Genomic DNA, 13848 nt, shown 5'->3' with positions numbered 1-13848 from the left:
GGAGCCTTTTTTATTTATAATTGATTTCGGAATACCTCTCTTGAAAAAAAGCCCCCAATTCCTGACGTGCCACATGAGCATGTAAGGAATGGAGGGCTTGGTTTGTATTTTACTGATTCACGGGTTCGACCGCAGGCATAACGTCAGCTTCAACGTCTGTTACGACGTCAGTCAACGGAAGTTCAATTTCGAACTCGGAGGCAATATCCTCTTCTGAAATACGGTTTGTACCTGAGAGGTTAGCTACGAAAGTTGTTACGCTGCGCGCTGGAAGCTGTGCAGTAAAGGCACGGTTGGAGACATTGATTGCAGGTTGACTTGCCAAGTTCCGACTGGCGTCTGTCACCCAAGAAGACACCGTGGAGGCATTACCATTCTGCAGTACGAATTTTTGGCTAACCGCAGAGGTACCGCGGTTAATAGCTACGATAACCACGCGGTTGTTGCCTTTGTATGCAGATACGAAAGTGTTTGTGTCCGGATTTTTGGAAGCATCAACTCTGACATAGCCTGGGCGTATGAATTTGGAGAAGTGTGCCATGTTATAACCACGTTTACTGATCGTACCATCTTCCTTCATTGGTCCATATGATCTGCGGATATACCACCATACATAGGCTTGGAAATCGCCTTCAACCATTGCATTGTGCATGTGGTAGGAGATGTCCAAAGCTTCTGGCCAGCGATCAGCGGAATTGTTGTCACTGTTTGGATAATATACTTCAGTCATCCAGAGCTCTTTGCCGGCCCCCTTTTGTTTGAAAAGAGGATAGGCAAAATTGCTGAACTGTGTTCCATACAAATGTGCTCCCAGAATGTCCATGTTAGCAAGTGCTTGTGGATCATTCAGAATGGGGTCAGATATGTTTTTCAGGTATTGGAAGGATTCTGGAGCCATGACTTTGGCACCTTGAATGCTACCTGCATTTTCTTTCATGAAACGAAGAATCTCTTGCGGTGTCCACCAAGTCCAGTCATGAGCATAATCCGGCTCGTTTTGAACGGAAATGGAATACAGGTTTACGCCGTTATTTTTCATATAAGTTACAAAATCATTCAGATGTTGCGCGTAAGCAGCGTATTTGTCATACCGTAGTCGCTTTGCATTGGTATCACCGTTTCGATTAAACGTTTCAACCATACTGCTTGGAGGGTTCCAAGGTGATGCAAAGACGATAGCTCCCTTTTCAATCGCACGTTTGGCTGTAGCCAATTCACGAGACCAGTTATTTCGATCCGGATCAACCCAGATTCGGAGCACGGAGAATCCCAGTTGGTTCTGATCATTCCCGAAAGCGGTTTCACGTTGTGCTGCAGTTAAGTCGCCGATCCAAGCGGGATGATTAATGCCGCCGAAGCCACGAATTACTTGTTTCTGTGAGGATAAGTTGATGTTGGCGTCACTTGCTGCGGATACGTTCGTTGGAGTTAACATCAGTGGCAGAGCAGTTAAGCAGGCTAACAAAATGTTGACTGATTTTTTAAATTTGAGATTCATCTTCAATGTGTACACTCTCCTCGATATAAGTGACTTGCGAAAGCATGGACAAGAAAAATAAATTCCTCGGCATAACTTCGAAAAGGGCGGGCATCACATCCTCTCAGATCAAGACTCATCTAATAGATGATTTGATAACGAAAAAAAAGTTTTGTTTTGTAAATTCTACTATATTATTCCTGTTAAAAATACCTGATATATTGCAGATGTTTGTAATTTTTTATATTTGTATGACATGATTACTATTTTCATAGGGAAATAAAGCTTCAGTAAATTTTATGTCAACCGGTTGACATTCCAAAATTTCGCCATTATGATAAAGCTGTATTCGAAATGTATGCGCATTCATAACGAACATCAGGGGGGAAGTTGAGAAATGAAAAAGACATGGGTACCGTTTGTTAGCGTATTGTTACTGATGTTGATCATCACCGCCTGTTCCTCAGGCAAAACAACGAATTCTTCATCGCAGGGTTCTGACAATAAGGACGGCGAGGCTGCAAAAGAGGTTAAGTTGACCTTTTTTAACACATCTGCGGAAGTAAACGGCGTTTTTGAAAAGTTGTTCAAAACGTATCATGAGCTACATCCGGAGGTAACCATTGAGCTAATCCCTACCCCGATTGGTGGAGCGCAGCTGGAGAAATTCCAATCTCTGCTTGCGTCTGGCAATCCGGCAACGATTGCGAATCTGGATGCAGGTACGATTCTGCAATATAAAGACAAATTCCTCAATATGGATTCCGAGAAGGCAACGTATGAAGGCTTAACAAAACCCGGTGCGGTAGACGGAGCCCTGCTGGATGGTCAATTTTTGGGTATCCCTTGGACAGCACAAGGATACGGTCTTTTATACAACAAAAGGGTTGTAGAAGAGGCGATGGGTGGCTCCTTTGATCCGAACAGCATTAAAACTCGTGATGATTTGGAAGCTGTTTTCAAAAAAGTAGAGGCTGCTGGCAAAGCACCTGTCATGCTTCATGGTGCAGACTGGTCACTTGGAGCGCATTATCTGGGACTGACCTATTCTCTTCAATCCAAGAACGTGGAAGACAATCGTAAGTTCGTGAAGGACTTGGAAAATGGAACTGCGAAGCTCACGGACAATGCAGCATTTAACGGATTGATTGATACCTTCGATCTGCTGAAAAAATATAATGCACGCAGCAAAGATCCACTGGTGGCAGATTACACCAAAGACAGTACAGATTTTGCTAAAGGAGATGCTGCTTTTTATTTCATGGGTGACTGGACCTGGGCTGTTATTGGCAGTCTGGAGGGTCGCGACAAAGAGTTCGGCATTATCCCTGTTCCGGTCAGCAACAATCCCGAAGATTACGGAAATACACAGGTGGCGTACAGTGAGCCCAAACTCATTGCAATCGATAATTCTGGTTCCACAGAAGCGCAGCAGGCTGCAGCCAAAGCATTTATTCAGTGGATGGTAACGAGTGACGAAGGGCAGGAGGCCATTGTCGGACAGATGGGTCTTGCGCTGCCATACAAAGATGTCAAAGTGAAAAGCAGTAACATTTTATCCGAAGCGGTGAACCAGTACGTAGACCAAGGAAAAGTGTTGAATATCAGTGTGATTAACTATTTACCACAGGATTATTGGGCAAAGACTGGTGCATCTATGCAAAAATATTTGGCAGGTGTGATTGATCGAAAAGGACTGGCAGATGAAGTCCAAGCTTACTGGGCTAGCCAGGCGGGAAAATAGAATTATAAACATTTGAAAGAGGATGTGCATCCATACAGGGGGCGCATCCTCCATTCTTCGAATCGTTCATCAAATCATTCATCAAGCCGTTACCAAGGGACACACAGGAGGTCAACATGGATAGAAAAATACGGATGAGAAACGCGGGAACCTTCTTACTCTTTGGAGCTCCTTCCGTCATCGCTTTTCTCGCAGTGGTTGTGATCCCGTTTATCGTTGGATTGTATCTTACGTTCACCAATTGGGATGTTCGTACCGGGGATAACACATTTATTGGTATATCCAATTATATCGCGGTTTGGCAGGATAGTGTGTTCTGGACTCAATTATGGTTCACCCTGAAATATGTATTCTTCACTGTCATTATCGCTAACACTGCAGCTTTTTTTGTCGCTCTTGCTCTGACCGGCGGGGGGAGAGGTGAGCAATGGCTTCGTACAGGTTTTTTCACACCTAATCTGATTGGCGGTATTATTCTTGGATATCTGTGGCAGACATTATTTTCGCAGGTACTGCCTTATTTGGGGCAAAAGTATGGTTGGACTTGGTTTGAGACATCCTGGTTAACCAACACCGATACTGCCTTCTGGGCACTCGTCATTACTACGTCATGGCAACTGATTGGTTATTTGATGATCATCTATATTGCCGGCTTTGCCGGGGTTCCGAATGATGTACTCGAGGCTGCCAGCATCGATGGAGCAAACCGTATGGCAACGATTCGCCGTATTATGCTGCCGCTCACGATTCCGGCCATTGTAATCTGTGTATTTATTTCTATTTCCCGTTCATTTTTGACCTATGATATCAACCTCGCGTTGACCAAAGGGGGGCCGTTTAACTCCACGGAGCTGGCGACCTACCATATCGTGCAAAAGGCGTTTTTGTCCAACCAATATGGGGTCGGTCAGGCGGAGGCTGTAGTGCTCTTTGCTGTAGTCGCTATCATTGCGCTGACACAATCGTATCTGCTCAAGAGATTGGAGGTTGAATCCTGATGTCGAGCCGCCAATATCTTCCTTCGTTGAAAAAAATACTGCTGTACGTTCTGCTGTTCCTGTTTTTAACACCGTTTTTGCTGATTATTATGAACTCATTCAAGTCGACCCAGCAGTTCGTAGAGAATCCTTTATCACTGCCAACGGGTATTCAACTGGATAACTACGTCAGTGCATTTGACAATATGAATTTTCTGGATGGATTTTTGAACTCGCTGCTGATTACCGTCGGTTCGGTGATCCTGATTCTTTTTTTCTCATCCATGACGGGTTATTTGTTTGTTCGCTTCAAATGGCGCGTGAACGGCATCCTCTTTTATGCAATGCTGGCTTCACTTGCTCTACCATTTCAGGTGTTAATGATCCCGCTGGTGATGTTATACGGCAATATGAGTCTGCTTGACTCCAAAATAACTTTGCTGTTTATGTACCTGGGTTTTGGTGTGCCTTTTGGCGTATTTACGTTTCACGGATTTATCAAGGGCATCCCGTATGAACTCGAAGAATCTGCTTTTATTGAGGGCAGCTCTCGTATGAGAACGTTTTTCCAGATTGTGCTTCCGTTATTAAGACCGGTATTTGTTACTCTGATTGTGCTGGATGTGTTGTGGATCTGGAACGACTATTTACTGCCAAGCCTGGTACTGTTATCACCGGAGCACAAAACGTTGCCGCTCTCGACGTATAATTTCTTCTCATCGTATTCGGTGGATTATGCTCCGCTGATGGCTGGGTTGATCATGACGATTATCCCGGTATTGATTATGTATCTGGTTCTACAGAAGCAGATTATCAAGGGAATTACAGAGGGTGCATTGAAGTAGAAACGGGACGGCTGGAGTGAAATGGAAAACAATTAAGTTTATAATGGATTAAAAAAGAGCAAGGTGGTTAACGGTTATGCCCAAGATTGATGATGTTGCCAAAAAAGCGGGAGTATCTGTCACAACGGTGTCCCGTGTGCTGAATAATAGGGGCTATATTAGCGAGGGAACTCGTGAAAAGGTCTATCGCGTAATGAAAGAGCTCGATTATCAACCCAATGAGATGGCAAGAGCATTGTTTCGCAAAAAATCCAATATGATTGGTCTGATTATTCCAGATGTATCCCATCCTTTTTTCAGTGAGATGACATATCATCTGGAGTACTATGCGGATAAGTCCGGATACAAGCTTTTATTGTGTAATTCGAATCGGGATGTTGGCAAAGAGAGTAAATATATTGATATGTTGAAAAAAAACAAGGTGGACGCCATCATCACAGGCAGTTCTCTGCTTGAAGTGGAGCATTATCTTAATCTCAATCTGCCGATTGTTTCACTGGATCGCGAAGTGGCTAAGGATATTCCGGTCGTTTCTTCGGATAATGCGATGGGGGGCAGGCTGGCTACACAACTTCTGCTCGACAAGAATTGTAAACAACCGGCTTTTCTCTATCGAGGGATTGGTGGGCCGCACCATGTCGCTTTGCTTGCAAACGGGAGGGCACAGGGGTATGAAGAAGTGATGCGTAACGCGGGTCTCGATCCGATTCATCTGCAGCTGGACGCATCCGCTCGGGATGAGCAGGAAATTCAACAGGAAATCATACAGTTTCTGCATCAACATTCCGCAGTGGATGGCATATTTGCAAGTAGTGATGTCATTGCGGCTGAAGCGTTGCAGGCCTCTCGTCATGCGGGAAGACATGTGCCTGAGGATATGAAAATTGTCGGTTATGATGATGTGAAGATTGCTTCGTTACTCAGTCCACGTTTAAGTAGTGTCCGACAGCCAGTAAATCAGATGGCTGAACGCATTATTGAGCTGGTTGTGCAACAGATCAAGGGAGAAGAAATTCCGAGTACAAACCTGTTTCCAGTCCAACTGATTGAGCGGGAAACGACATAAAAGAGGTGCTTTGAAAGAAGCACAATTCTTATGTTTTTTGTATGTCAACCGGTTGATATATAGGCACACAAAGTTAGTTACGATATGAATTCGTTTAATAGACAGGGGGATACGGAATGGATTTTATGAGTAGGGTGACACCGGAGCTGCGGGCGGGTCTACTGGGACTTGAGGTCATACAGTTGCCAGAGGACTTGATGAAAGCACGTACGAATGCAGTTCAAGTTGTTCAAACTTCGACAGCTGTTGAGATTGTAAACGTGTACATTCACGGAGTGGATGGAAACGAACTGCAGCTTCGTATCTATACACCTGCGAATACAGATACAACGGATACACCGGCCCTGTTATGGATTCATGGGGGTGGACTGATTCTGGGAAGTCCCGAGGGAGATGATCAGCTGTGTACAGATTTTGCGATCCATGCCGAATGCATTGTCGTCTCTCCAAATTATCGTCTGGCACCGGAACATCCTTATCCTGCAGGGCTTGAAGACTGTTATAGCGCACTCCAATGGATATCTGGGGAGGCCGTGACACGAGGAATAGATCTGGAGCGTATTGCCGTTGGGGGAGCCAGTGCAGGAGGCGGGCTTGCAGCAGCGCTTACTCTTTTGACAAGAGATCGCAAAGGGCCTGAACTATGCTTTCAGCTGCCGCTGTATCCGATGCTGGATTATCGGAATAGTACACCGTCCAGCTATGAGATCACACATCCTTCGGTATGGAACCGAGCACATAATGTGGCGGCCTGGCAGATGTATCTCGGACAGAAGTTGAACGGTGATATTCCTGAATATGCTTCTCCAAGCCTTGCTGCCGATCTTACAGGTCTGCCACCTGCTTATATTTGTGTAGGTGAGCTGGATCTGTTCCGGGATGAGATCGTGGATTATGTTATCCGTCTGACGAGAGCAGGAGTGAAGGTTGAATTTCATCTGTATCCGGGTTGTTATCATGCCTCAGAGCATGTTGCTCCCGAAGCGGAGAGCAGTCAACGTATTCGAACCGAATATATTGAGCGTTTAGCTCAGGTTTTACACCCGGGAACCGGAGATCGAAATCTCTGAGTTTTGTAAAAAGTGATCGTTTTACTAAATGTTAGGGAACTCCGTATATGCAATTGGTGAAGGGTTCACATGATAAAGCTTGCTCTGATGCAGGCTTTTTTGTGTTTCAATTATTCTAGAATGAATTGGGAAAGTGAACTTACATATAACTGCAGCTGGAATCAAACAATGAGAACACCAAGTACAGAGGAGGCTGCAGGATATGATGCGAAATAAATGGAGTAAAGGCTACTCAGGGGGACTGAGGTTTCAATTTTGGATCTTCCTGTTTGTCGTAAGTGTTGTCATTGCCTCAGGAGGAACCGAAGTTTCTGCCAAACCGGCAGAGACAAAGTCATCATCATCTTCTCAGCTCAATCGAATAGCCATCATTATTGATGATGTCGGCAATGATATGAGGGGCACCAAGGAGGTTCTGGATATGCCTGTGAAGCTGACTGTAGCCGTAATGCCTTTTTTGCAAACAACGAAAAAAGATGCGATTGCTGCGCATGAAAAAGGGATGGATGTGATCGTTCACATGCCGATGGAACCTAAGAAGGGCAAGCCAGAATGGCTAGGCCCAGGGGCGATCACATCCAATCTGACGGATGAGCAGGTTCGGGAACGAGTGGAAAAGGCTATTGAAGATGTTCCCTATGCCATCGGTATGAACAATCATATGGGCTCCAAAATCACTTCTGATAAACGCATTATGTCGATTGTACTGGACGTTTGTCGGGAGCATGGGCTATTTTTCGTGGACAGTCGTACCAATTTTCGCTCCGTAGTCGGAGAGCTTGCAGTAGCCAAAAATATGCCACCTGTGGGCAATGACATTTTTCTGGATGATCATAATTCAAAGGCACACATCCGCAAACAGCTTGATCTGGCTGCTCAGCGTGCGGTTGACAAGAAAAGCTGTGTTGTCATTGGTCATGTAGGTCACACCGGAATGAACACTTCTGCAGTAATTCGGGAGTCGATATCCCGCTTGCAGAACCAGGTTCAATTCGTAGGTATCGGCGATATAATAAGGGATGTATGGCACTGGCAAGCAGCGCCTACACTACCGACAGATAATAAATAATACCGTCTGCAATCGACTGGGCAATGCGTTTTTGTTCTGCCGGATTATTGATTCTGGCCCGGTCGGCTGCATTACTCAAAAAACCGGTTTCCACAATAACTGCTGGCTGTTTCACGTAATTCAGCATATAAAACGGCTTGCCCCATACCACTTCACGATGGGTACCGCATAAGCGATTCATGGCATCCTGAATGGATTGCGCCAGCAAATAGCTTCTACCCTCTCTCTGGTGCAGTACTATAGGGCCGTGCGTAGCTGAGCGCGAACTCCAGTTGGCGTGAATACTAACGACGATATCGGTGCTAACTTCTTCACTGAGGCTTTTGCGCTGTGCGAGATCCCTGACGTGACGTGAGCGGCTGTTTAACCAGCGATTCTCATCACTAAGAGCATAATCGCCGAGGCGGTTAATGATGACCGCGTAACCTTTGCTGCGAAGCAGCAAATATAACTTTTGACTGATTTCTAAATTAATGTCTTTCTCCAAAACATCTGCTTCGGATGTGCCACCGTCTATACCTCCATGTCCAACATCCAGCAGAATAGTCGGGGCTGCAAAAGCGTGATGGCTGGAGCGATAGGCATCCCCCTCGGTGATTGGCATGATGGATGGCTGATCGGCAGATGGATCAGAATGATCCAAACGGTAAGCTGAGGACAGACCAGAAAGAGAATGAAAACTAATCAGCAAGGCTGCAGAAGCGGCCAATAGCAGCTTGAACATGCAAATACACACTCCTATTACGATATTTATGGTTCAGAAGCACAAGGGAAGCGGGATGGATACCTTTGGCATTAGACTGTGCATTTTGCATCATTTCATACGCTGCTGCACAAAAAAATGTTTAGTTCCATCACGTTCTGCACACAATAGGAATACGGTTACGTTACGGATATGCGGAAAAGGAGGGTGTATGATGGCTAAAAGTGATGAGTTGGTTAAATACATTACACAGCGTGTGGTGCATTATATCGACACCCCGAAGGATGAACGGAAAGAACGGAGAGAGCAAAGCAGGAGGAAAGAGCCGTGGTCGATGAAATGGTTTGGCATGATTCCTTTCGCGGTATCGTTATGGATGGGAAAAAAGAAAAAAGGGTCTGAGTGAAGTGTTGTCATATACGTGTATAAACTAAACAAAAAAGACGCAGTCCGAGAAGGGAGGCGTCTTTTTATCATGCGATTGGAGTTTGTAGAAAGGAAATGTTATCAACCAAATTTCGAGTGAGACAGGAGTGAAGCTGATTTGTGCTCAGAGGGTATGATGAATTCGTGTGCCGTTTATATGCTTGTCTTCTTCTAGAGATTGATCATGTAAAAATGCCCGTCAAGCAAAAGCGTATTCAGGGGTACAAACCGTTGTGTGGAGTTAAAACCACCGATCCCTACATAAAGAACAGATGCTGATTCTTTCCCTGTCCCAGTAGCTATACCTGAGCTATTCTTGTTACCCGTTTGGATTTGGGGTGTTACTTCGGGTTGCGTATGCCACAACTGATATGCACTTACTGGCAAGGGGCCGCCGTAAAACAGATTGCGTTCTCCTGCTGAAAAGACGAGGGCGCCGAGTTGACTATTCTGAATCCGTTGCTTGACTTGAGAAAGCTGAATTGGTTCAGATGTTAGCCAGGTTAGTTGTAATGATGGGTCAAAAGCTGGCCGCAAACGGACTGGATTTGTGATCCACGTTGTGGCGGCAGGTATAAACTGCAATTCTTGTACCTCTGCTGAGTCGGAAGATTGCGTTCCAGGACTTTTCTCTAATCGTTCCAACACATTATTCGGTAACAAATCTCCATTAGATGCATCAATATACAATGCAGGAGAACTTACACGTTCCACTTTCCAATACGCCAGCAGAGGAGCAGCATAACGGCGCGTAAGCTCTCCGCCTGCGGTTTGTAATGTGTTCAGATTTAATTGCTGTCGTTCCAGAGCTTGTCCTAGCAATTCGCTATTGTACAGGACGTCTTCCCCCTGACCATACTCGCTAAGGCTGAGCTTTCCTTGTGCAGTTATGGAAATAATCATATACCCGATTGGTTTGTCCTGAACGTTGGCGTAAACAAGCCAGCCGTGGGTACCCGGCCCCAAAGGATAATATTCAAGCTGGGCAGTAAGCCAGTCTGGATTAGACGTGCCAAGCGTATTGGCTTGTTGCTGGGCATATTGCTCTACAGCAGCGGGTGCCAGCCTGTCGGTTGGTGCAGATGCTTGAGCTGGTAACCCGAATGACGAAAGGGCTAGAACAATCATTACGCTCAGGAAGACGTATATGGGCTTCCATAGATTTTCTCGTTCTATCTTGGCGTGTATCTTCAACTTGAACACCTTCTTCCTGATTTCATTGTAGAGTAGAGACGATGCAAAGAGTGCTGCAAGGTGTCGGTTCAGTGATCATGAATAAACACTACTTTTGCCAGCATTTGCAGGAAAAGTAGTGTCTTCGTCTTATCTTAAGTGAAACATGCCGCTGCTAATGGCAGTGACCTTCACCTTCGGCTCATATTGCCAGATCATTTCGGTTCGTCGTGTCTCATATTGCTGTTTCATCGCTTCACGATCCATGACCGCCTGTTTTGCTTTTTCTTGCTCCGGGTCGCCCTGATCCTGAGTGTGCACAACGGCTGGTTCGGCAGCCAATTCCACGTCATCTGTGACCGGCTCCAGTACGCCACGAACCCGATTATGGAAAGACGCAGCGGGTGATGTAGGGGAAATCGCCTGAACATCAGCTGGAGTCTGCACATTTGAAACGGGTGCTGAGGGTTTAGATTGAGCAGGAACTGTGTCTCCTTCAGTAACCTCAGGCATATCTTCCCGTAACACAGCTTCATAGTATGCATCGACAACATCCAGTTCCAGTTGCAGGCGTTCTTTGGCTTTTTCTGCCCAGCTATAGTCCAGCGTGCTCAGGTGATTGGTGAGATGCAGTTCGAGAGCAGCCCCAGCATCAGCGAGTGAAATTTTGGGTGACTGAGCGTGCATATTTTCTGCCAGCCTTGGACTGAGATCACGCCGGTTCAGCTTGCTGCCGAATTTCTCGATAATTTCACCCGAGCGCAATGAAATGCCGAGGAAATGTAATTCCTCCCGTTTCAGATCACAGGCAAACTCTACTTTAAAACAAACGCCTAACCAAGGTTCATACACAGCTGGAACTGTGGCCCGAATCTGCCGTTTGGCAGCTTGTTCAAACAGGTTAACAAAAGCACCACCTTCTCGTGCCGCCTCAAAAATCTGTTGTAACCTGCGGCTGCCATACACGACATCCTCCCGCAAAATACGTCCAGGGCCGAGCTGTGGCATTGAGGGTGTGATGCCAAAATAACGTCCGAGAATCGTATCTTTCGGTGCATCAGAGTTTGCCTCTGGAGAGACTTGAGCAGGCTCTGTAGCTTTGATTTTGGCTTCTGCCGCTTCCGTTATTTGCTGGTAGGCCTCCGGGTCAAAAACAAATGTAAAGGACATAGTTTCTGGCTCCACCCCGACACGTTCCACAAATCCCCAGTAATATGGACGGTTCGTTAGTGCCTTGTCTGCTTCAGGTGACAGCTTAACGGTTACATGAGCAGGGGATCGTTCCATGATCTTACAATCTAGGGCTTCCAGATAGGTCAGGACATAAGCCTGGATCTCATGTGGTGACATCGTCATGGATCAGTTACCTCCTTTGTGAAGATCAAGTTTGGTTATCAATGGCACCTCATCCGCGACTTCACGTTGAATCGTGTTCAGCGATTGACCGAGCGAGTCCATTTTGCGGCGAATATCTTCTTCGTTCTGAGATTCCAGCATAATTTTGTACAGACTTTTTTCAATGGATTCATTTTTCTCGAGCCGCTCCAGAATGACGTCCAATCCGCCGATGACCATCTCAAACATATTAATTTTCTCATGCAGCAGATTTAAAATATGTTCTTCAATCGTGCCTTTGGTAGACAGGTTGAAAATGTTAACGTCATTCCGCTGCCCTAGCCGATGAACCCTGCCAATCCGCTGCTCTACCCGCATCGGGTTCCACGGCAGATCAAAGTTTATCATGTGATGACAGAATTGCAGGTTGATGCCCTCACCCCCAGCTTCGGTGGCAATCATTGCCTGCACGCGTCCGCGGAAGAGATCCATCATCCAGTCCTTTTTGCCCCGATTCATACCGCCCCGATAGGGAACAGCTGTAAGGCCGTTATTGCGAAAATAGTTCAGCAGATATTCCTGCGTCGCTCGGTATTCCGTGAAAATAATGACCTTTTCATTCATATCACGAATCAGTTCCATCGTTTTTTCGGCTTTTGTATTTTCTTTAATCGCCTTGATATGGGCTACCAGCTCCCAGATTTTATCTCGCAGCGGGGAATCGAGCGGAAGTTTCTTAGACAGATTCACAAGGGTTACAAATACGGCATCCCGGCTGCTACAGACTTCCCGTTGTAACGTGACAAGCGAAAGCATGCTGCTGAGATTACCGCCTGCCTCCTGGTATTGGTCTTTGACAAACGAGGTCACTCCGTCATAGAGCGTCTGCTCTTCAGGGGAGAGCTGCAGATCCACGTTAGAAACGTTACGCTTCGTAAATTGCACGGGGCCTTCGCCTCGTCTGTTACGGATCATCACTTTGGACAGCTCGTCTTTGAGCTGTGCCTGATTTTTGGGAACACGTTTATCCACAACAAAGTTGGCTGCAAAATCGCCCTGACGACCCAGCTGACCAGGTTTTAGCAAGTTGATCAGATTGAATAGTTCACTCATGTCGTTCTGCACAGGCGTAGCCGTGAGCAAGAGGCAGTATTTTTTGCGTAATTGCAGCATGAATTGATAGTTGGTTGTTTTTTTATTTTTCAGTTTATGTGCCTCATCAATGATGATCATGTCATAGTCCGTGCCCAGCAGCATATCTTTGTGAGGGTCGCGCTTGGCCGTATCCATGGAAGCAACAACGACTTCATTTTGCCAGGAGTAGGCTTTCTTCTGAGCAATTGCAGGGATACCAAATTTGGAATTCAGCTCACGTACCCATTGCAATACAAGAGATGCAGGTACGAGAATTAACACTTTAGATACCAGACCACGAACCATATATTCTTTCAGAATAAGACCGGCTTCTATCGTTTTGCCCAGACCCACCTCATCGGCAAGAATGGCCCGGCCGGACATTTCAAATAATACTTTGCGTGCCGTATCCATCTGGTGGGGAAGCGGGGTCAAGCCCTGCAAATGCTTCAGACACTGGATTTCGTCAAAATTCGGGATCAGATTGGTTTCTTCCGCTTGAATGCCAAGTTGAAATAGACGGTAATCCCCCCAAGGGCCGCCTTTGTCCAAACGTGATTCAAGCTGGCTAAGCCAGTTCCGATCAAACTCAAGAGGCACAGGTAACTCAGCTACAGGTTGATTCAGATGATGCGGATGTTTCCGGTTCATGATGCGACCTCCTCTGCCATTCTATTTATGTTGAACATGATTTACACGGATCTCTCCGATGACAGAACAAACTTCCGAGCGTTGTATCCCGGATTATAGATCATTCAAAATATAGATGACGTTTTATTCGTAGGTAATAGTATGGACGAAGGAAAGGGAGTTCATAACCTGTTCCGCA

At 45.9% G+C, this 13848-nt stretch carries 12 protein-coding genes; 7 read left to right on the top strand and 5 right to left on the bottom strand.

Annotated elements, in window-relative coordinates; translation table 11 throughout:
* Positions 1–109: 109 nt before the first annotated feature.
* Entirely contained in the window at positions 110–1498 is a 1389-nt protein-coding gene (locus ACR8BL_RS06300) for a glucuronoxylanase (protein ID WP_434753033.1), read from the bottom strand.
* Between the two features lie 376 nt (positions 1499–1874).
* On the opposite strand from ACR8BL_RS06300, the gene ACR8BL_RS06295 reads away from it, so the two are divergent.
* The 6 genes from ACR8BL_RS06295 to ACR8BL_RS06270 all read left to right on the top strand — a co-directional run bounded on the left by ACR8BL_RS06295 (position 1875) and on the right by ACR8BL_RS06270 (position 8248).
* Positions 1875–3221 carry an ABC transporter substrate-binding protein gene (locus tag ACR8BL_RS06295; protein WP_434751814.1) on the top strand — a complete coding sequence of 449 codons (1347 nt, stop codon included), beginning with the start codon at positions 1875–1877 and terminating at the stop codon, positions 3219–3221.
* A gap of 116 nt (positions 3222–3337) precedes the next feature.
* Positions 3338–4219 (top strand): carbohydrate ABC transporter permease, encoded by an 882-nt coding sequence (locus ACR8BL_RS06290; RefSeq protein WP_434751813.1) that lies wholly within the window; start codon positions 3338–3340, stop codon positions 4217–4219.
* Complete coding sequence (locus ACR8BL_RS06285) at positions 4219–5043, top strand: carbohydrate ABC transporter permease (RefSeq protein WP_434751812.1); 825 nt, start codon at positions 4219–4221, stop codon at positions 5041–5043. Before ACR8BL_RS06290 ends, ACR8BL_RS06285 begins: the two co-directional genes overlap by 1 nt.
* Positions 5044–5119: 76 nt before the next feature.
* Positions 5120–6109, top strand: a complete 990-nt coding sequence (locus ACR8BL_RS06280) for a LacI family DNA-binding transcriptional regulator (RefSeq protein WP_434751811.1) — start codon at positions 5120–5122, stop codon at positions 6107–6109.
* Between the two features lie 116 nt (positions 6110–6225).
* The gene (locus ACR8BL_RS06275; protein WP_434751810.1) at positions 6226–7179 is read left to right on the top strand and encodes an alpha/beta hydrolase; all 954 of its coding nucleotides are present in this window, start codon (positions 6226–6228) and stop codon (positions 7177–7179) included.
* A gap of 202 nt (positions 7180–7381) precedes the next feature.
* A complete protein-coding gene (locus ACR8BL_RS06270) occupies positions 7382–8248 on the top strand; it encodes a divergent polysaccharide deacetylase family protein (RefSeq protein ID WP_434751809.1) in 867 nt (288 codons plus the stop codon).
* Here the strand turns inward: ACR8BL_RS06270 and ACR8BL_RS06265 are convergent.
* Positions 8223–8972 (bottom strand): N-acetylmuramoyl-L-alanine amidase family protein, encoded by a 750-nt coding sequence (locus ACR8BL_RS06265; protein WP_434751808.1) that lies wholly within the window; start codon positions 8970–8972, stop codon positions 8223–8225. The genes ACR8BL_RS06270 and ACR8BL_RS06265 overlap by 26 nt on opposite strands.
* Before the next feature lie 190 nt (positions 8973–9162).
* Here ACR8BL_RS06265 and ACR8BL_RS06260 point away from each other — a divergent pair, with 190 nt between their 5' ends.
* Positions 9163–9357 carry a YqzE family protein gene (locus ACR8BL_RS06260; RefSeq protein WP_434751807.1) on the top strand — a complete coding sequence of 65 codons (195 nt, stop codon included), beginning with the start codon at positions 9163–9165 and terminating at the stop codon, positions 9355–9357.
* A gap of 191 nt (positions 9358–9548) precedes the next feature.
* Here ACR8BL_RS06260 and ACR8BL_RS06255 read toward each other — a convergent pair whose 3' ends face one another.
* The 3 genes from ACR8BL_RS06255 to ACR8BL_RS06245 all read right to left on the bottom strand — a co-directional run bounded on the left by ACR8BL_RS06255 (position 9549) and on the right by ACR8BL_RS06245 (position 13670).
* The gene (locus ACR8BL_RS06255; RefSeq protein ID WP_434751806.1) at positions 9549–10505 is read right to left on the bottom strand and encodes a hypothetical protein; all 957 of its coding nucleotides are present in this window, start codon (positions 10503–10505) and stop codon (positions 9549–9551) included.
* Positions 10506–10700: 195 nt separating this feature from the next.
* Positions 10701–11906, bottom strand: a complete 1206-nt coding sequence (locus ACR8BL_RS06250) for a YqhG family protein (protein ID WP_434751805.1) — start codon at positions 11904–11906, stop codon at positions 10701–10703.
* A gap of 3 nt (positions 11907–11909) precedes the next feature.
* Positions 11910–13670 carry a DEAD/DEAH box helicase gene (locus tag ACR8BL_RS06245; protein ID WP_434751804.1) on the bottom strand — a complete coding sequence of 587 codons (1761 nt, stop codon included), beginning with the start codon at positions 13668–13670 and terminating at the stop codon, positions 11910–11912.
* Between the last annotated feature and the right edge of the window lie 178 nt (positions 13671–13848).

It is taken from the genome of Paenibacillus amylolyticus (assembly GCF_051136285.1).
Classification (GTDB): Bacteria; Bacillota; Bacilli; order Paenibacillales; family Paenibacillaceae; genus Paenibacillus; species Paenibacillus amylolyticus_F.
Note: the sequence above shows the minus strand (reverse complement) of the source record. Positions and strands in the feature narration are given on the sequence as shown.